General features: G+C 66.5%; 16 protein-coding genes. 5 read left to right on the forward strand and 11 right to left on the reverse strand.

Translation table 11 applies throughout. From position 1 onward, the window contains the following. Positions 1 to 51: 51 nt before the first annotated feature. The 10 genes from IB256_RS18465 to IB256_RS18510 form a co-directional block, all read right to left on the reverse strand. Positions 52 to 501 carry a hypothetical protein gene (locus IB256_RS18465; RefSeq protein WP_192290289.1) on the reverse strand — a complete coding sequence of 150 codons (450 nt, stop codon included), beginning with the start codon at positions 499 to 501 and terminating at the stop codon, positions 52 to 54. Positions 502 to 615: 114 nt separating this feature from the next. After that, complete coding sequence (locus tag IB256_RS18470; protein ID WP_192290287.1) at positions 616 to 1,155, reverse strand: SMI1/KNR4 family protein; 540 nt, start codon at positions 1,153 to 1,155, stop codon at positions 616 to 618. Positions 1,156 to 1,202: 47 nt separating this feature from the next. After that, positions 1,203 to 2,528, reverse strand: a complete 1,326-nt coding sequence (locus IB256_RS18475; RefSeq protein ID WP_192290285.1) for a sigma-54-dependent transcriptional regulator — start codon at positions 2,526 to 2,528, stop codon at positions 1,203 to 1,205. Beyond that, on the reverse strand, positions 2,525 to 4,417 hold the full coding sequence (locus IB256_RS18480; protein WP_192290657.1) for a sensor histidine kinase: 1,893 nt from the start codon (positions 4,415 to 4,417) through the stop codon (positions 2,525 to 2,527). Before IB256_RS18480 ends, IB256_RS18475 begins: the two co-directional genes overlap by 4 nt. Positions 4,418 to 4,497: 80 nt before the next feature. Continuing rightward, positions 4,498 to 6,171 (reverse strand): gamma-glutamyltransferase, encoded by a 1,674-nt coding sequence (gene ggt / locus IB256_RS18485; RefSeq protein WP_192403624.1) that lies wholly within the window; start codon positions 6,169 to 6,171, stop codon positions 4,498 to 4,500. A gap of 85 nt (positions 6,172 to 6,256) precedes the next feature. Continuing rightward, entirely contained in the window at positions 6,257 to 6,991 is a 735-nt protein-coding gene (locus IB256_RS18490) for an amino acid ABC transporter ATP-binding protein (protein ID WP_081517280.1), read from the reverse strand. After that, complete coding sequence (locus IB256_RS18495) at positions 6,988 to 7,656, reverse strand: amino acid ABC transporter permease (protein WP_138520248.1); 669 nt, start codon at positions 7,654 to 7,656, stop codon at positions 6,988 to 6,990. The genes IB256_RS18490 and IB256_RS18495 overlap by 4 nt, the downstream gene beginning before the upstream one ends. Then, positions 7,653 to 8,399 carry an amino acid ABC transporter permease gene (locus IB256_RS18500; RefSeq protein ID WP_081517282.1) on the reverse strand — a complete coding sequence of 249 codons (747 nt, stop codon included), beginning with the start codon at positions 8,397 to 8,399 and terminating at the stop codon, positions 7,653 to 7,655. The genes IB256_RS18495 and IB256_RS18500 overlap by 4 nt, the downstream gene beginning before the upstream one ends. A gap of 194 nt (positions 8,400 to 8,593) precedes the next feature. Continuing rightward, on the reverse strand, positions 8,594 to 9,502 hold the full coding sequence (locus tag IB256_RS18505; RefSeq protein ID WP_045217115.1) for a glutamate/aspartate ABC transporter substrate-binding protein: 909 nt from the start codon (positions 9,500 to 9,502) through the stop codon (positions 8,594 to 8,596). A gap of 238 nt (positions 9,503 to 9,740) precedes the next feature. Then, positions 9,741 to 10,355 carry a phosphatase PAP2 family protein gene (locus IB256_RS18510; RefSeq protein WP_192290281.1) on the reverse strand — a complete coding sequence of 205 codons (615 nt, stop codon included), beginning with the start codon at positions 10,353 to 10,355 and terminating at the stop codon, positions 9,741 to 9,743. A 140-nt stretch (positions 10,356 to 10,495) separates the two neighbouring features. Between IB256_RS18510 and IB256_RS18515 the strand changes: the two genes are divergently transcribed. After that, entirely contained in the window at positions 10,496 to 11,089 is a 594-nt protein-coding gene (locus IB256_RS18515) for an MFS transporter permease (protein ID WP_192290279.1), read from the forward strand. Here IB256_RS18515 and ada read toward each other — a convergent pair. Continuing rightward, positions 11,033 to 12,121 carry a bifunctional DNA-binding transcriptional regulator/O6-methylguanine-DNA methyltransferase Ada gene (gene ada, locus IB256_RS18520; protein ID WP_192290277.1) on the reverse strand — a complete coding sequence of 363 codons (1,089 nt, stop codon included), beginning with the start codon at positions 12,119 to 12,121 and terminating at the stop codon, positions 11,033 to 11,035. The genes IB256_RS18515 and ada overlap by 57 nt on opposite strands. Before the next feature lie 135 nt (positions 12,122 to 12,256). On the opposite strand from ada, the gene IB256_RS18525 reads away from it, so the two are divergent. From IB256_RS18525 to IB256_RS18540, 4 genes are all read left to right on the forward strand, one after another. Then, positions 12,257 to 14,608: an ATP-binding protein gene (locus IB256_RS18525; RefSeq protein WP_192224629.1), complete on the forward strand. Its 2,352-nt coding sequence runs from the start codon at positions 12,257 to 12,259 to the stop codon at positions 14,606 to 14,608. Between the two features lie 101 nt (positions 14,609 to 14,709). Further along, positions 14,710 to 15,891 (forward strand): two-component system response regulator, encoded by a 1,182-nt coding sequence (locus tag IB256_RS18530; protein ID WP_192403626.1) that lies wholly within the window; start codon positions 14,710 to 14,712, stop codon positions 15,889 to 15,891. A gap of 72 nt (positions 15,892 to 15,963) precedes the next feature. Further along, positions 15,964 to 16,860 carry a PA4780 family RIO1-like protein kinase gene (locus IB256_RS18535; RefSeq protein WP_045217128.1) on the forward strand — a complete coding sequence of 299 codons (897 nt, stop codon included), beginning with the start codon at positions 15,964 to 15,966 and terminating at the stop codon, positions 16,858 to 16,860. Positions 16,861 to 16,865: 5 nt separating this feature from the next. Continuing rightward, a complete protein-coding gene (locus IB256_RS18540) occupies positions 16,866 to 17,417 on the forward strand; it encodes a nucleotidyltransferase family protein (protein ID WP_192290273.1) in 552 nt (183 codons plus the stop codon). The last annotated feature ends 108 nt before the right edge of the window (positions 17,418 to 17,525 follow it).

Below are 17,525 nucleotides of genomic sequence, written 5' to 3' on the forward strand. Positions count from 1 at the left end.
ATGCGCCCTACGTCTCTGCCGGCGGCAGGCGCGGCCCGGCAAGGGGTGGGTTCAGAGCTGGATATCGTCGCGGATCAACACGCAGGTGCAGCCGTCTTCGTCTTCGCGCCAGTCGTGGAGGAAGTACATCTGGATCTTGCCGCCGTCCATCACCGCCAGGTAGTCGCCCACTTCCGGGACGAAGAAGGCGGAAGTGCCGGGCTGTGCTTCGCACTCGATGCGGGCGCTGAAGAACAGCGCCGGGTCAGCGTCGTCGAAGAAGTCTTCGCGCTCGGCGGCGTCCCACTCGATGGGCGCTTCGAAGGGGCCGAGGAACAGCACCTTGGCGTCGCCCATGTCCAGCTCTTCGGCGTCCGGGTCGTTGTCGTCCGGGCGGTAGACGGTGGCGTCCAGCGCGCTGCTGTCGGCGAGGATGGCCTGGCGCGAGGCCATGCGCTGCTGCGGGTCGACGCCGGCGTCGGCGCAGAGCTGGTTCCAGAGGGTTTCGGCTTGGGTGGACATGATGGCTCCCGCTCGTGCGGCCGGTTCAAAGGCCGATAGTGTCCGGGACGGCGGAGCAGAGATCAACGCCCTGCGTCAGCGCGACCGAGGTCGTGCTGACGCATCACGATTCGCTCAGCGCGCGCTGATGCGGGTGCGCATCTGGTCCATGCGCTCGATCAGGCTGTCGACTTCCTGCTTGAGCAGGTCGAGGAAATCGGTCGGCTCGCAGCTTTCCAACTCGTAGCCGTCGTACAGCGCGAGGCTGCCGTCGGCGCGGAAGCCGTAGTAGCGCGGATCGCTCTGGACCTTGAGCACCGGCGCGAAGTCCACGATGCCCTGGCGGCGGACTTCGGCCAGCTGCACGCTCAGGCTCAGCCATTCAGGGATGTCCTCGGCCAGCCCGAACACCAGCAGGCCGCACCAGAAGGTCCAGGCGGGACCGACGTCGAAGGCCTTGGCCGCAGGCCAGGACTCCTCCCGTGCGGTGATGTACAGGCCACCAAGTTTGGATAGTGTCAGCAGACGGAAGGCCTCCGGCAGGGCGAAGCCCAATTCCGCTTCGTAGCGCTCCAGGGCGGCGGGCTCGGCCTTGCCGGCCACCACTTCGAAGTGCTCGATCTCGATGGGTTCGAGAATCTTCCAGATGTCTTGCAGCAGAGCGTCTTCAGTCATTGCCAATCCTTTTCCGAGTGACTGTCAGTCGTGTGCGAGGCGCGCCGTCACAGGCCGTACTTCTTCACCTTGTCGAACAGCGTGGTCTTGGCCATGCCCAGTGCGTGCGCGGCCTGGCTGAGGTTGCCGGCGTGGCGTTCGAGGGCGGTGGACAGCAGGCTCTTCTCGAAGGCTTCCACGGCCTCGGCGAAGCGCGGCTCGCCGGCGTCCGGGCCGAGGTTGCCGCCGGCCAGTACCGGCAGGCCGAGGGCGAAGCGTTCGGCGACGTTGCGCAACTCGCGCACGTTGCCCGGCCAGTCGTGGGCCATCAGGGTGGCGGCGGTGGCGTTGTCGATGGGGGGCGCCGGGCGGTCGAATCGCAGCGAGGACTGCTGCAGGAAGTGCTCGAAGAGCATCAGGATGTCTTCGCGGCGCTCGCGCAGCGGCGGCAGGTTCAGGGTGATGACGTTGAGGCGGTAGTAGAGGTCGCTGCGGAAGCTGCCTTCGCGGCCCATGGCGGCGAGGTCGGATTTGGTCGCGGCGATCACCCGGCAGTCCACGCGGATCAGTTCGTTGGAGCCCAGGCGTTCCAGCTGCTGTTCCTGCAGCACGCGCAGCAGTTTGATCTGCAGGTTCAGCGGCATGCTCTCGATCTCGTCAAGGAACAGGCTGCCGCCGTCGGCGTGCTCGATCTTGCCGATCCGCCGCTTACCGGCGCCGGTGAAGGCATGGGCCTCGTGGCCGAAGATTTCGCTGTCGATCAGGCTTTCCGGCAGGCCACCGCAGTTGAGCGCGACGAAGGGTTTGGGCTGGCGCCGGCTGGAGTCGTGCAGGCAGCGCGCGACCAGTTCCTTGCCGGTGCCGGTCTCGCCTTCGATGAGCACGTTGGCGGAGGTGTCGGCGACGTTGGCGATCAGTTCGCGCAGCGCCTGCATGGCCGGTGAGCGACCGATCAGCCGGCTTTCCAGGGCCTGTTTGCCGGCGAGCTGGCGCCGCAGCTGGCTGACTTCGCGGGTCAGGGCGCGCTGGGCGAGGGCGCGGCGCGCGGTGTCCACCAGCTTCTCGGGGGAGAAGGGTTTCTCCATGAAATCGTAGGCGCCGTCGCGCATGGCCTTGACCGCCATGGCGATGTCGCCGTGGCCGGTGATGAGCACCACCGGCAGGCTGGGGTCGCGCTCCTTGAGTTTCTCCAGCAATTGCAGGCCGTCCATGCCGGGCATGCGGATGTCGCTGACGACGATGCCGGGGAAGTCGGCGCCGACCTTCTTCAGCGCTTCCTCGGCACTGCCCACGCTGTCGGTCTCGATGTCTTCCAGGGCCAGCGCCTGCTGGCAGCCGAGGCGCACGTGGGGGTCGTCCTCGACGATCAATACGCGCAGGGAAGGGTCGCTCATGCGGGTGTCTCCATGGCGGGCAGCAGCGGCAGGTTCAGCTCGAAGGCGGTGCCGCCGGCCTCCGGGTAGGCCACGCCGAGGCTGCCGCCGGCGGCGGTGGCGAGGCTGGCCGATAGGGTCAGGCCCAGGCCCAGGCCGAGTTCGCCGGGCTTGGTGGTGAAGAAGGGTTCGAACAGGTGCTGGCGCGCATCCTGCGGGATGCCGGGGCCGTTGTCGCGGACCACCAGACGGTAGTGGCCGTCGCCTTCGCTGCGGCCTTCCAGCCAGAGCTGGCGGTCGACCTGCGGACCCATGGCGTCGAGGGCGTTGGCGATCAGGTTGACCAGGATCTGTTCCAGGCGCGTCTGGTCGATGGCCAGCTGCGCGTCGGGGTAGTCGCGGTGCAGGGTCACCGGCACTTCGGAGAGCCGCCCCTGCAGCACCATCACGGCGGCGTCCACCGCCTTGCTCAGGGTTGCCTGGCCGTGGTCGTCGGCGCGTCGGGCGAAGGCGCGCAGGCTGGCGGTGATGCGGCCCATGCGGTCGACCATTTCCGCGATGGCTTCGAGGTTGCTGCTGGCGACGTCCAGCTTGCCGCGTTCGAGGAAGCGCACGCTGTTGCTCGACAGGGTGCGCAGCGCCGCCAGCGGCTGGTTGAGTTCATGGGCGATGCTGGTGGACATCTGCCCGATCACCGCCAGCTTGCCGGCCTGGACCAGGCGGTCCTGGGCCTTGCGCAGGGTGTCCTCGGCCTGCCGGCGTTCGCGGATCTGCTCGCGCAGGTGCTGGTTGCTGGCGCGCAGGTCTGCGGTGCGGTCGGCGATACGCCGCTCCAGGGCGTTGTTGGCCTGCTCCAGTGCCTCACGGGCGGCGAGGCGGGTGGCGATGACCTTGCGCCGCTCATTCCAGGCGATCAGCAGGAAGGCGAACAGGGCGAAGCCGACGGCGGCCAGCACGCCGTGCATCAGTGCTTCGCGGCGCAGGTCGGCCAGCGGGGTGAGCAGGGTGAAATTCCACGGCGTGTCGCTCAAGCTGCGCGTCTGCATCAGGTAGCTGAGCGGCTTGTGGCTGTCGGCGTGCTCGCCCGGCGGGAAGCTGATTTCCTCGACGCCTTCACCGAGAGGTTTGCGCGCCAGCGGCTGCCATTCGTTGAGCGCCCACCAGTAGTACTGCAGGCTGCGGGCGAGGCGTTCCTTGTCCTGGTCGCTGAGCGGGCGCACGGCCTTCAGGCGCAGGGCCGGGTCGCTGGAGAGGATGATGATGCCGTTCTCGTCGCTGACGAAGGCTTGCAGGCGTGCCTTCTCCCAGCGTTCTTCGAGGGATTCCATGCGCACCTTGACCACCGCCACGCCGACGATCTTGCCGCCGTGAACGAGGCCATGGGCGAGGTAGTAACCGGGTTCGCCGGTGGTGCTGCCGATGCCGTAGAAGCGTCCGGGGCGGCCGCTCACCGCTTCCTGGAAGTAGGCGCGGAAGGACAGGTCTTCGCCCAGGTAGCTGTCGGCGTCCTGCCAGTTGCTGGTGGCGAGCACCCGGCCGGAGGTGTCCAGCAGGTACACGGCGCGGCTGCCGGCGCGGCGGTTGAGGCCTTCCAGGTAATGGTTGACGCGGTCGCGGTGCAGCGGCGTCGGGTCCACCAGCAGGCGGCTGACGCTGCCTTCGAGTTCCAGCAGGCTGGGCAGGTAGGTGTAGCGGCTGATCTCGCTTTCCACGCCACGGGCGTGCAGTTCCAGCTGGCGTTCGCCGGTCTCGATCAGGGTGCGGGTGCCGGCGCCTTCGCTGATCAGGTAGCCGCCATAGCCGAAGCCCAGGGTGAGCAGGAGCAGGAGGAAGGGCAACAGGTAGTTGCGCACGAGGCGTGGCTTCACGGTCAGCGGCGGCGGCAGTGGGCTGGAAGCGCATTGCAGCACAGTCGCCGAGGCCGAACCAGCCCAACGCCGGGGGGCGGCGATGGACTGGCTCGGGTACCACACGGTGCGTCCGCCGGGGCTTAGGGCTTGACCACCATGCCGATGCCGCGGCCGCGCGGATCGGAGGCGGTTTCCAGAGCCTTGCCGTTGACACGGATGGCCTGGATGTCACCCATGTTCCAGCCCTGGTCTTCCAGGGTGTAGCCCATGGCTTTGAGCTCGTCGGCAACCTTGCCGGTGAGCGGCGCGTATGCGTCGTAGTAGATGGTGTCCTTGGGCAGCAGCTGGTGATGCACGCGCTGCGCGGCGACTGCCTTTTCCAGGGGCAGCTTGTAGTCGTAGACGTTGTTCAGCACCTGGAAGATCGAGGTGAAGATCCGCGAGCCGCCGGGGGTGCCCAGCACCAGGCTGACGTGGCCGTCGCGGGTGACGATGCTCGGGCTCATGGAGGAGAGCATGCGCTTGCCCGGCTCGATGGCGTTGGCGTCGCTGCCCACTACGCCGAAGGCGTTGGCCACGCCCGGCTTGGAGCTGAAGTCATCCATCTCGTCGTTGAGCAGGAAGCCGGCGCCCTTGACCACCACGCCGCTGCCGAAGTCCCAGTTGAGGGTGTAGGTGTTGCTGACGGCGTTGCCGTCCTTGTCGACGATGGAGAAGTGCGTGGTCTGGTGCGGCTCCAGGCCGGGACGGACTTTCTCGGTGGCCGAGATGGCGTCCAGGTTCACTTCTTTGGCGCGCTTGGCGATGTACTTGGCGTCGGTCAGCTGGGCCACCGGCACCTTGGAGAACTGCGGGTCGCCCAGGTAGTCGGCGCGGTCGGCGAACACGCGCTTCTCGATTTCCGCGAGCAGGTGGATGTACTTGGCGGAGTTCAGCTCCACACCCTTGAAGTCGGCGGCGCGCTGTTCCTTGATGCCGATCAGCTGGGCCAGGGCAATACCGCCGGAGCTTGGCAGCGGCGCGGTGTAGAGGGTGTTGCCCTGCCAGTCGATGCGCATCGGTTCGCGCCACTTGGCTTGGTAGCTGGAGAGGTCATCGGCGCTGATCAGGCCGCCGTCCTGCTTCATCTGTGCGATCAGCAGCTTGGCGGTCTCGCCCTTGTAGAAGTCGTCCGGGCCCTTGTCGGCAATGCGCTCCAGGGTCTTGGCGAGCTCGGGCTGCTTGAAGGTCTCGCCCGGCTTCATGGTGCCGAAGTAGTCGCCGAAGTTGGTCTTGCCGTTGAACAGCGCGATGGCGTCCTGGCGGTACTGGTACTGCTGGTCGGCGACCCGGAAGCCGCTCTGCGCGTAGCCGATGGCCGGGGTCAGCAGCTCGCTCCACTTCAGCTTGCCGAAGCGCTTGTGCGCTTCCCACAGGCCCATCACGGTACCCGGCACGCCGGCGGCCTTGGCGCCGACCAGGCTGAGGTTCTCGATCACCTCGCCCTTGTCGTTCAGGTACATGGTCTTGGTCGCCGCCTTGGGGGCGATCTCGCGGTAGTCGAGGAAGTAGGGCTTGCCGTCGACGTACAGGGTCATGAAGCCGCCGCCGCCGATGTTGCCGGCTTCGGGGTAGGTGACCGCGAGGGTGAAGGCGGTGGCGACCGCGGCGTCGACGGCATTGCCGCCTTTCTTGAGGATCTCGGCGGCGACCTTCGCACCGTACTGGTCGGGGGATGCGACCGCGCCGCCGTCGAGAGTGACGGCGAACACCGAAGAACTCGCCGCGAGGATCGCGACGCCCAGGGGCATCTTGCTGAAGTGGAACACGCGCATGGAACTTCCTTATTTATTCTTGTGCTTGCGGTGAGGTTGAACGCCCCGGCGTACCGGGGCCTTCGGGTGAATCAGAACGGCTGGATCAGTGCGGCAGGATCTTGGCGAGGAACTGCTGGGTGCGCTCGGCGCGGTTCTGCAGGTCGCCGAAGAATTCCTCCTTCGGGCAGTCCTCGACGATCTGCCCGCGGTCCATGAAGATCACCCGGTCGGCGACCTTGCGCGCGAAGCCCATCTCGTGGGTCACGCACATCATGGTCATGCCTTCCTGGGCGAGCTGGACCATCACGTCGAGCACTTCGTTGACCATCTCCGGGTCGAGCGCCGAGGTCGGTTCGTCGAACAGCATGACGATCGGGTCCATCGCCAGCGCGCGGGCGATCGCCACGCGCTGCTGCTGGCCGCCGGAGAGCTGGCCGGGGTGTTTGTGCGCGTGAGCCTTGAGGCCGACGCGGTCGAGCAGCTTCATGCCCTTGTCCATCGCCTCTTCCTTGCTCCGCCCCAGTACCTTGCGCTGGGCGATGGTGAGGTTCTCGGTGATGGTCAGGTGCGGGAACAGCTCGAAGTGCTGGAACACCATGCCGACCCGCGAACGCAGTTTCGGCAGGTCGGTCTTCGGGTTGGCGATGGAGGTGCCGTCGACGGTGATATCGCCCTTCTGGAAGGGCTCCAGCGCATTGACGCACTTGATCAGGGTCGACTTGCCCGAGCCGGACGGCCCGCAGACCACCACCACTTCACCCTTGGACACCTTGGTGTTGCAGTCGGTGAGCACCTGGAAGTCGCCGTACCACTTGCTGACGTTATCGATGGAGATCATACGGTTAACCTTTTCTGCAGGCGCTTCACGCCGAAGGACGCGGCGAAGCTGATGACGAAGTAGACGAGTCCGGCGAAGATCAGGAACTCATGGGGCTGGCCGATGATGTCGCCACGGGAGCGGGCGGCGTTGAGGAAGTCCATCAGGCCGACGCTGTAGACCAGCGAGGTGTCCTGGAACAGGATGATGCTCTGCTGCAGCAGCAGCGGGGTCATCTTGCGGAATGCCTGGGGCAGGATGATCAGGCGCATGGACTGGCCGTAGGTCATGCCCAGCGCGTAGGACGCGCCGATCTGGCCCTTGGGGATGGCCTGGATGCCGGCGCGGACGATCTCGCAGTAGTACGCCGCCTCGAACATCATGAAGGCCACCAGGCACGAGGTGAACGCGCCCACGGGGGTGTCCTGACCGGTGATCCAGCGCAGGATGAACGGCACCGCGAAGTAGAACCAGGTGATCACCAGCAGCAGCGGGATCGAACGGAAGTAGTTCACGTAGAAGCCGGCGATGTTCGACAGCAGCTTGCTGTTGGACAGCCGCATCAGCGCGAGGATGGTGCCCAGTACCACGCCGCCCAGCACGCCCAGCACCATCAGTTGCAGGGTGGTGAGCATGCCTTCCCAGAGGCCGGGGAGGGCGGGGACGATCTGACTGAAGTCCATCATTTACCTCCCACGGAGATCAGGCCCGGCACCGCTACCTTGCGCTCGACGAAGCGCATGATCAGCATCAGGCTCATGTTCAGGGTGAAGTAGATCGCGGTGGCGAGGGTGAAGGCCTCGAACAGGTTGGCGCTGAATTCGGCGGTCTGCTTGGTCTGCGCCAGCAGCTCCATCAGGCCGATCAGCGAGGCCACCGAAGAGTTCTTGAAGACGTTGAGGAATTCCGAGGTCAGCGGCGGAATGATGATCCGGAAGGCCTGCGGCAACAGCACGTGACGGTAGATCGACGGCAGGCGGAAACCCACGGCGCTGGCGGCGGCGAGCTGGCCCTTGGGCAGCGCCTGGATGCCGGTTCGCACCTGTTCGCAGACCCGCGCGGCGGTGAACAGACCCAGGCACACGACGACGCTGATGAAGGCCGAGGTTTCCGGGGCGATGCCCAGCTTGAACCAGTCCTGGATCGGCTGCGGCAGGTAGTCGGGTACGAAGAAGTACCAGAGGAACAGCTGCACCAGCAGCGGCACGTTGCGGAACAGCTCCACGTAGGCCGTGGCAATGCCCGACAACCAGCGGTTGGGCAGGGTGCGCATCACGCCCAGCAGCGAGCCGAGCGCCAGGGCGATGACCCAGGCCGCGAGCGAGACGGCGATGGTCCAGCCAAGGCCGGTGATGTACCAGTCCAGGTAGCGTTCGTCGCCAATCCCGGTGGACTTGAAGAACACGCCCCAGTCCCAGTTGTAATCCATGACGGGTTTCCCCTCGATTGCTTTGCACGGTTGCTTGGTACGCTACGGGGCCGGACGCGGGCGCAAGGCCGCCCGCCACCCGCGGGTAGCGGGTGTTCCGGCATCGTCATCAGGAGTAGTGGGCTCGGGAGCGCTGGCTTGCGCTCCCGATCCCCCGCGTGGCTACGCCTTGTGGGCGCAGCCGCGCGCGACCGTTACATCTGCTCGGCAGACTTGTCGGTCGGATTGGCGATCAGCTTCTTGAGCTCATCACTCATCGGGAAGTTGAGGTTCAGGTTCTTCGGCGGGATGGGCTGCATGAACCACTTGTCGTAGATCTTGTTCACTTCACCCGAGGCGAAGGTGTCGGAAATGGCCTTGTCGACCACCTTCTTGAACGGTGCGTCGCCCTTGCGAACCATGCACGCGTAGATCTCGTAGGACTGCGGCTTGCCGACCACGTGCCAGTCGTCGGGCTTCTTGGCCTTGGCCATTTCGCCGTAGAGCAGCGCGTCGTCCATCATGAAGGCCACGGCGCGGCCGGACTCGAGCATCAGGAAGGACTCGCCATGGTCCTTGGCCGAGATGATGTTCATACCCATCTTCTGGTCGGCGTTCATCTGCTTGAGCAGGCGCTCGGAGGTGGTGCCGGCGGTGGTCACCACGTTCTTGCCCTTGAGGTCCGGGAAGTCGTTGATGCCCGAGCTGGTCTTGGTCAGCAGGCGGGTACCGACCTCGAAGATGCCGACGGAGAAGTCGACCTGCTTCTGGCGTTCGAGGTTGTTGGTGGTGGAGCCGCACTCGATGTCCACGGTGCCGTTCTGCACCAGCGGGATACGGGTCTGGGAGGTCACCAGGTTGTAGCGGACCTTGAGGTCGGGAACGTTCAGCTCTTTCTTCAGGGCTTCGACGACCTTGATCTGCAGGTCGTGGGAATAACCTTCCGGCTGACGCGGATCGCTGCCGAGGTAGGAGAAAGGAATGGAGGCGTCACGGTGGCCGAGGACGATGGTGCCGGAGTCCTTGATCTTCTTCAGGGTACCGGTGAGTTCTTCGGCGACGACGGGAGTGGCGAGCAGGGCCGCGACAATGGCGACGCCCAACGCACGGGGTGCGAAACGCATGGAGACTACCTCGACTGGTTGTGTTTGTTATTCAGTCCTGCGCCGACGAGGCTCACTCCAGGCCGGTCGCATGTTCGAGGTGGAGCAGAGCAGGCTCCGTGCCAAGCTTTTTATTTTTTGGTAACCGATTGAATTATAAGAATTAATTTTGATTTAACGACCGTGGCGAAGCGACGCCGCGTTCGGTCATCCGGAAATCTCTGGAATTCTCGTTCGGAAATCCGAACGAATCGCCCGTTCAGACGTCCGGCTGGCCGGCCCACTGGCCGCGCCGATATGGCTGGTCGCGATCGGCCAGGTGCGCGGCGATGCGCTCCAGTAACTGGTGCGTCGGGGCGCGCACGCCGGTGACCGCCTGGCCCAGCCCCAGCGCGATGATCAGCAGCAGAAGCGCGGGCTGGAAGGCCGGCAAGTGGATGCGCGTGGCGCCGAGGAAGGCTGCGCTGGTGCCCAGGCCCAGCGCCAGGCCGGCGTAGACTTCGGCCGGCGAGTGGACGTTGATCGCCAGCCGCGAGAGACCCACCAGCACCGCAATCAACGCCGCCAGCCCCGCAGCGGCGAGGCCGGCTCGCCGCGAGCTGAACAGCTGCGCGGCCAGGGTCGGCAGCACCGCGCCAGCCATCATGCTGTGACCGGAGATGCCGGTGAAATTCAGGTTCGGAATTCCGATTCCCCAGCCCATGAAGGCCAGCTTCGAACCCACCACCAGCGCGGTCGAGAGTCCGAACAGCAGCGCCCACAGCCCGGCCTTGGCGGTCTCGCGGCGGTACAGCAGCCAGCAGAAGACGAACACGGCGGCGGGCGCCAGCAGGGAGCTGTCGCCGAGGCGGGTGATCAGGGGCCAGAAGGTCATGGGGCGTCGGATGGGGGCGAAGGTTGGCAACGGTAGCACAGGCCGGCGCCGTCACTGGGCGCCAGGCGACGGGATGAGCCCTTGGCCGTTATCCGGGGGCTGGCCCACAATGTGGCCCTCAGCCCTCAGGAATGCCTGCCATGGAAATGGAAAACCCCTACCGCGCCCCGGAAGCCCCGCTGGTCGAGGAGCGTGCCGGCGCCGAGCAGGCCAATCGATTCTTCGTCATCTCCATCACCAAGATGATCGTGCTCTACGTGGCGACGCTGGGGCTGTTCAACCTGTACTGGATGTACAAGCACTGGTCGATCCAGAAACCGCACATGCCGGGCAAGATCAACCCGCCGCTGCGCAGCCTGTTCATGATCTTCTATATCCACTCCCTCGCCCGGCGTGTGCATGAGGCCTTGCCCGAAGAGCAGCGCAAGGGCTGGAGCTACAGCAGCGATGCCACCTGGGCGGTCGTGCTGCTGATCGTCTCCAATGTCGCCGACAAACTGACCAGCCGCATTCCCGAGCTCAGCCACTACAGCCTGCCGTTCATCGTCCTGGGGCTGGTGCCGCTCATTCCGCTGACGAACATCCAGCGCCGCGCCAATGAGGCCAGCGGTGATCCGCTGGGCCAGGGCAATGCTTCGATCACCCGCTACAACCTGCCATTCCTGATCCTCGGCGGTCTACTCTGGGTGCTGATCGTGATCGGCTCGGTGGCGGAGTTCGCCGGCGTCGCCTGAGTGACCCTCGCGGCGCAGCAGTTCGCGCTTGCGCGGCAGACCCCAGCGATAACCACCTTCGCCGGCGCCGCCGACCACGCGGTGGCAGGGCACCAGCAGGCCGACATTATTGCTGGCGCAGGCACGGGCGATGGCGCGTGGGTGCGTGCCCAACTGTTCGGCCAGTTCGCCATAGCGCCGCGTCTCGCCGCTGGGAATGCGCGTGAGGGCGCGCCAGACGCGCAGCTGGAAGGCGCTGCCGTGCAGGTCAAGCGGCAGGTGCGCGGCCTGTTCGGGTTCCTCCAGCTGGGTAATTACCTCGCGCAACCAGTCGCCCAGGCCGGCGTCGTCGCGGCTGCGTTCGGCGGCGCTGAAGCGCTCGGCCAGCTGGCGCTCCAGTTCGTCGGCCTCATCGGCGAAGAGCAGGGCGCACACGCCCTTGTCGGTGGCCGCCAGCAGCACCAGCCCGAGCGCGCAGGGCGCGATGGCGTAGCGCAGGCGCTCGCCGGCGCCTTTCTGACGGCGTTGCGCGGGGCTCAGCGGCGTGGCGCTTTCATACAGGGCGCGGGTGCCGGAGTAGCCGGCCTCAAGTGCAGCGTCGAGCACCGAGCGCGCTTGCGGCAGGACAGCGGCCAGGCGCTGCTCGCGGCGGGATTCCGCCCAGGCCCGTGGCGTGAGGCCGGTGCGGGCCTTGAAGGCGCGGGCCAGGTGCGAGGCGGACAGGCCGATGCGCCCGGCGAGCTCCTCCAGCGTCAGCGGCTTCTCGGCCTTGTCGAGCAGCGCGCAGGCCGCGGCGACCAGCGCATCCAGTTGTTCGCGCGGGCTCGGGCCGCGTGGCGAACAACGCTTGCAGGGGCGGAAGCCGGCGGCCTCGGCCGCTTCGGGCGCGGCGTGGAAGGCCACGTTTTCCCTTGATGGCCGGCGGGCCGGACAGTTCGGCCGACAGTAGACACCGGTGGAGCGCACGCTGAAGACGAAGCGCCCCTCGTAGCGTTCATCGCGCTCGCAGACCGCCTGCCAGCAGCGCTCGGGGTCAAGTCGGGTGATCGTCATGGCAGCTCTCCGGGGCAATGGCTGTTGGGGCGATTGTCCGTCCCGACACGAAGTGCAGCAATCCGCATCGCGTTTTCAAACTCGAAGCGCGGCGGCAGGGGCTACGCTTGCTGGGTATTCCCTGAAGAAGACCCCATGTCCTTGCGCCGATTCTGCCTGTGCTGCCTTCTGCTGCTGCTCGCGCTGAGCGCCCAGGCCCGTGCCGCGAGCCTGGCGCTGAGCGAGCAGGAGCGAGCCTTCATTTCAGCCCACGAGCCGATCCGCGTCGGCCTGTTCCGCGCCGGCTGGCCGCCGTTCGAGGTGATCGACGAGTTCGACCAGTTCCACGGCATCAGCGCCGATTACCTGCAGTTGCTGTCCGAGCGCCTGGGGATGAAGGTCCAGCCGGTGCTCTACAACACCTGGGAGGAGGTGCTGGCAGCGGTGAAGGCTGGCGAGGTGGATCTGCTGCCGTCCATGGCGGCTACCGAGGAACGCCAGCATTTCCTGAGTTTCACCCAGCCCTACGTCACCACCAGCAGCCTGATCTTCGCCCGGCGCGACAGCACCATCCGTACGCTGGACGACCTGTCCGGCCGCCGCGTGGCCGTTGAGCAGGGCTATGCCGTCCATGAACTGCTGACCAAGGCTGTGCCGGGGATCGACTTCGTGCTGGTGGAGGACTCACCCAGCGCGCTCAAGGCGGTCTCCACCGGGCGCGCCGATGCCTATGTCGGCAACCTCATCACCACCACCTTCCTGATCGAGCAGCTCAGCCTTTCCAACATGGAGGTGCGCGGCGACAGCGGGCTGGGCAACAGCCAGGTGCGCTTCGCCACGCGCAAGGCGCTGGAGCCGCTGGTGCCGCTGCTGGACCGCGCGCTGGGCAACATCACCCGCAACGAGCAGGAGGCGATCCAGGCGCGCTGGCTGCCGTCGCTGGATGTCTTCGACTGGATGAACCTGCTGCAGATCGCCTGGCCGTGGGTGGTGGGTTTCCTCGCCCTGCTGACCTTCGTTCTGGTGTGGAACCGCCGGCTGTCGATCCAGGTGACCGAGCGCGCCCGCGCCGAGGCGGAGGAGCGGCGCCAGCGCAGCACGCTGCTGGCACTGATCAACTCGATCCCCGATCCGATCTGGTTCAAGGACACCCAGGGCCGCTATCTGGGAGTCAACCAGGCGTTCGCCGACTGTCTGGGGCGCGCGCCGGAGGACATAGTCGGGCGCAGCGACCAGCAAATGTTCAGCCGTGCCGCCGGCACCGGACGCCAGGAGCGCGACCGCCAGGCGCTGACCGAGCGCGAGCCCTACGCCAGCGAAGGCTGGGTGGTCTATCCCGATGGCCGGCGGGTGCTCTTCGATACCCTGCGCAGCGCCTTTCATGACGATCAGGGCCGGTTGCTCGGGCTGGTGGGCGTCAGCCGTGACGTTACCGCGCGCAAGTCCACCGAGCTGGCACTGGCGGAGGCCCGTGACCTGGCCGAAGAGGCCGCGCAGCTCAAGAGCGACTTCCTGGCCAACATGAGCCATGAGATCCGCACGCCGCTGAACATCATCATCGGCCTGGCGCACCTGCTCCAGGAAACCACCCTGGACCCGCAGCAGGTGGACTACCTGGGCAAGATCCAGGGGTCGGGCCAGTACCTGCTGGAGCTGATCAGCGACATCCTCGACCTGTCCCGTGTGGAGGCCGGCAAGCTGGAGTTCGAACACATCGGCTTCGACCTTGAGCGCCTGCTCGGCGAACTGTTCGACCTGTTCAACATCCGTGCGGCGAGCAAGGGCCTGGCGGTGCGCTGCGAGATCGACCCACGGGTGCCCGCCCAGGTGGTAGGCGATTCGCTGCGCCTGCGGCAGATCCTGATGAACTATGGCAACAACGCGCTGAAGTTCACCGAGCAGGGCGAGGTGGTGCTGATCGTCCGCCTGGAAGACGAGGACGAAGACAGCCTGCAGCTCTACTTCGCCTTCCGCGACACCGGCATCGGCATCACCGAGCCGCAGCAGGAGCGCCTGTTCGAATCCTTCCAGCAGGCGGACAGCTCGATCACCCGCCGTTATGGCGGCTCCGGCCTGGGCCTGGCGATCTGCAAGAAACTGGCGGAGGCGATGGGCGGCAGCGTCGGGGTGGAAAGCGAGCCGAATCGCGGCAGCCTGTTCTGGTGCCGGCTGCCCATGGGCCGGGTGGACGACTCGGTCAGCCTGAGCCTGCAGAACATCAGCCACGAACCGCTGCCGGTGCCCATGTTGCCGGCGGCCTCGGCTGCTCCGGCGCTGCTGGAGAGCGGCAATGTCGCCGAAGTCGAGCAGGTCTGCCGGCGCCTGGCGCACCTGCTGGCGGCGGACGACCCGCGCGCCGGACGGTTGCTCGGCGAACGTGCAAGCCTGCTGCGCAGCGTCTTCAATGAGGGCTACGAAGGCATTGCCACGAGCGTGCGGCGTTTCGAATTCGAGCGGGCCCTGGAAAGTCTGGTGAATCTCGCGAGGGAGCGCGACATCCGGATCTGACGGGGCGGATAGACAAGAAAGGTGCGACAGGAACACGCGGACAGGGCCGTGGTCCGATCACCCATGGCATGTCACGAATCTGACCGATGCGAGGAGTTGCGATGGATAGCATGCTGGACCGGCCGGAGCAGGAGATGATCCTGGTGGTGGACGATCAGCCCGACAACCTGATGCTCATGAGCGAGCTGCTCATGGACCGCTATCAGGTGCGCGTCGCCTCCAGCGGGCCGAAGGCGCTGCGCCTGATGCAGAGCGACCCGCGCCCGGACCTGGTGCTGCTCGACATCATGATGCCGGAGATGGACGGCTACGAAGTCTGCCGCCAGCTCAAGGCCGACCCGCTGACCCGCGACATCCCGGTGATCTTCCTCACCGGCATGGTCAGCGCCGCCGATGAGCAGAAGGGCCTAGACCTGGGCGCGGTGGACTACCTGACCAAGCCGATCAGCCCGCCGGTGACCCTGGCGCGCATCCGCGCGCACCTGAGCCTCAAGGCCAACGCCGACTTCCTGCGCGACAAGAGTGAGTACCTGGAACTCGAGGTGCGCCGTCGCGCCCGCGAGCTGCAGGCCATTCAGGACGCCACCCTGGAAGCCATGGCGACCCTCTGCGACCTGCGCGACAACCCACACAGCAACCACCTGGTGCGCATCGAACACTACATGCGACTGCTGGGCAGCTCGCTGTCCCTGCACCACGAGTTCTCCACCGAACTGTCGGTGGAGAACATCGAGTTGCTGGTGCGCTCGGCGCAACTGCACGATATCGGCAAGGTCGCCGTGCCCGACCGCATCCTGCACAGCCCCGGCCAACTGGAAGAGGCCGACCGGCTGATCCTCGAAAGCCACACCACCGTCGGACGTGACGCCCTCGAGGCGGCCGAGCGCAAGCTGGGCTCCCCGGCGGAATTCCTGCGGTACGCCAAGGAGATCGCTTACAGCCATCATGAACACTGGGACGGCAGCGGCTTCCCCGAGGGGCTGGCCGGCGAGCAGATTCCGCTGGGCGCGCGGATGCTCTCGCTGATCGACTGCTACGACGAACTCACCTGCCGCCACGCCTACCGCACCTCGCTGACCCCGGAGGAAGCCGCCGGGCGCATCAAGGCGGGCGCCGGCAAGCAGTTCGACCCGCGCGTGGCCGAGGCCTTCAGCGAGGTCGCCGAAGGCTTCGCCAACATCGCCCAGCGCTACGCCGACAGCGACGAGGCGCTGGGGCTGGAGCTGCAGCGGCTGGAAGACGCGGTGGTGGAAAGCATCGAGCTGACGCCGCCTGAACCCTGATCGCGCTGGGCGGTTGTCGAGGATTGCCGTATAAGGAGCGCAGCGCCCCAGAGAGGTACGCCAGGAAGCCTGATGAAAACCCCGAAACGCCTGGAGCCGTTGATCGAAGACGGCCTGATCGATGAAGTATTGCGCCCGCTGATGAGCGGCAAGGAAGCAGCGGTCTACGTGGTGCGCTGCGGCGCCGAGCTGCGCTGCGCCAAGGTCTACAAGGAAGCCAACAAGCGCAGCTTCCGCCAGGCCGCCGAGTACCAGGAAGGCCGCAAGGTGCGCAACAGCCGCCAGGCCCGCGCCATGGCCAAGGGCACCAAGTACGGCCGCAAGGAGCAGGAAGACGCCTGGCAGAACGCCGAGGTGGCCGCGCTGTTCCGCCTGGCCAACGCCGGGGTGCGCGTCCCCAAGCCGTACGATTTCCTCGACGGCGTGCTGCTGATGGAGATGGTCGCCGACGAAGAGGGCGATGCCGCGCCGCGCCTGAACGACGTGGTGATGGAGCCTGAACTGGCCCGTGACTTCCACGAATTCCTCATCCGCCAGATCGTCATGATGCTCTGCGCGGGCCTCGTGCATGGCGACCTGTCGGAATTCAACGTGCTGGTCGGCCCGGACGGCCCGGTGATCATCGACCTGCCGCAGGCCGTGGACGCCGCCGGCAACAACCACGCCTTCCGCATGCTCGAGCGCGACGTGGGCAACATGGCCGCCTACTTCGGCCGCTTCGCCCCGGAGCTCAAGTACACCCACTACGCCAAGGAAATGTGGGCCCTCTACGAGGACGGCAAGCTGCAGCCGGACACCCCGCTGACCGGGCACTTCGACGATCCGGAAGACGAGGCGGACGTGGATTCGGTGCTGCGTGAGATTGCCGAGGCCATGCGCGAGCAGGAGCGCCGTGAAGCCGGCCGCGCCGCCCAGGATGCCCCGCAGCAACGCGACGAGCCTCCGCCTCCGCCGTGGGAGCAGGCCTGAACCCATTGCCCGGCGAATCTGAGCTGCTTGCACTGATCGCCGGGCAACCTGAACGCCTGCACCTGCTGCGCGTGGTGCGCGATCACGGCCCGCAAGGCGCCTGGGTCGCTGCCGGTTTCGTGCGCAACGCGGTGTGGGACGCCTTGCAGGGCTATGACGAGCCCACGCCGCTCAGCGATATCGATGTGTTGTACTTCGCGGCCGACAACCTGGAGCCCGAAGCGGACTGCGCCTGGGAGCTCCGGCTGCTGGAGGCCTGCCCGGACCAGCCCTGGTCGGTGCGCAACCAGGCGCGCATGCACCTGCGCAATGGCGATGCGCCCTACAGGGATTGCGCCGATGCGATGTGCCGCTGGCCGGAGGTCTGCACGGCGGTAGCGCTGCGACTGCGGGGGGATTCCCTGGAGCTGCTGGCGCCGTTGGGGATCGATGACCTCTGGGCGCTGCGGGTCCGGCCGACCGAGCATTTCCGCGCCAAACCGCACCTCTACCGCGAGCGTCTCGCCGCGAAGAACTGGCCGGCGCGCTGGCCGAAGCTGCGTATCGAGACCCTGTAAAGCCTTTTCGCCGAAATCGCCGTCATGCTCTGCGTAGGATGGGTGGCGCGCAGCGATACCCGTGCTGATGGTTTCCCGGGATTGATGGATATCGCTTCGCTCCACACC

The organism is Pseudomonas sp. PDM17 (genome assembly GCF_014851985.1).
GTDB lineage: Bacteria > Pseudomonadota > Gammaproteobacteria > Pseudomonadales > Pseudomonadaceae > Pseudomonas.

What these genes read in the sequence shown, in the direction of transcription:
- IB256_RS18465 (WP_192290289.1), bottom strand. Translation starts at nt 501, where the DNA reads ATGTCCACCCAAGCCGAAACCCTCTGGAACCAGCTCTGCGCCGACGCC.
- IB256_RS18470 (WP_192290287.1), bottom strand. Translation starts at nt 1,155, where the DNA reads ATGACTGAAGACGCTCTGCTGCAAGACATCTGGAAGATTCTCGAACCC.
- IB256_RS18475 (WP_192290285.1), bottom strand. Translation starts at nt 2,528, where the DNA reads ATGAGCGACCCTTCCCTGCGCGTATTGATCGTCGAGGACGACCCCCAC.
- ggt (WP_192403624.1), bottom strand. Translation starts at nt 6,171, where the DNA reads ATGCGCGTGTTCCACTTCAGCAAGATGCCCCTGGGCGTCGCGATCCTC.
- IB256_RS18490 (WP_081517280.1), bottom strand. Translation starts at nt 6,991, where the DNA reads ATGATCTCCATCGATAACGTCAGCAAGTGGTACGGCGACTTCCAGGTG.
- IB256_RS18495 (WP_138520248.1), bottom strand. Translation starts at nt 7,656, where the DNA reads ATGATGGACTTCAGTCAGATCGTCCCCGCCCTCCCCGGCCTCTGGGAA.
- IB256_RS18500 (WP_081517282.1), bottom strand. Translation starts at nt 8,399, where the DNA reads ATGGATTACAACTGGGACTGGGGCGTGTTCTTCAAGTCCACCGGGATT.
- IB256_RS18505 (WP_045217115.1), bottom strand. Translation starts at nt 9,502, where the DNA reads ATGCGTTTCGCACCCCGTGCGTTGGGCGTCGCCATTGTCGCGGCCCTG.
- IB256_RS18510 (WP_192290281.1), bottom strand. Translation starts at nt 10,355, where the DNA reads ATGACCTTCTGGCCCCTGATCACCCGCCTCGGCGACAGCTCCCTGCTG.
- IB256_RS18515 (WP_192290279.1), top strand. Translation starts at nt 10,496, where the DNA reads ATGGAAATGGAAAACCCCTACCGCGCCCCGGAAGCCCCGCTGGTCGAG.
- ada (WP_192290277.1), bottom strand. Translation starts at nt 12,121, where the DNA reads ATGACGATCACCCGACTTGACCCCGAGCGCTGCTGGCAGGCGGTCTGC.
- IB256_RS18525 (WP_192224629.1), top strand. Translation starts at nt 12,257, where the DNA reads ATGTCCTTGCGCCGATTCTGCCTGTGCTGCCTTCTGCTGCTGCTCGCG.
- IB256_RS18530 (WP_192403626.1), top strand. Translation starts at nt 14,710, where the DNA reads ATGGATAGCATGCTGGACCGGCCGGAGCAGGAGATGATCCTGGTGGTG.
- IB256_RS18535 (WP_045217128.1), top strand. Translation starts at nt 15,964, where the DNA reads ATGAAAACCCCGAAACGCCTGGAGCCGTTGATCGAAGACGGCCTGATC.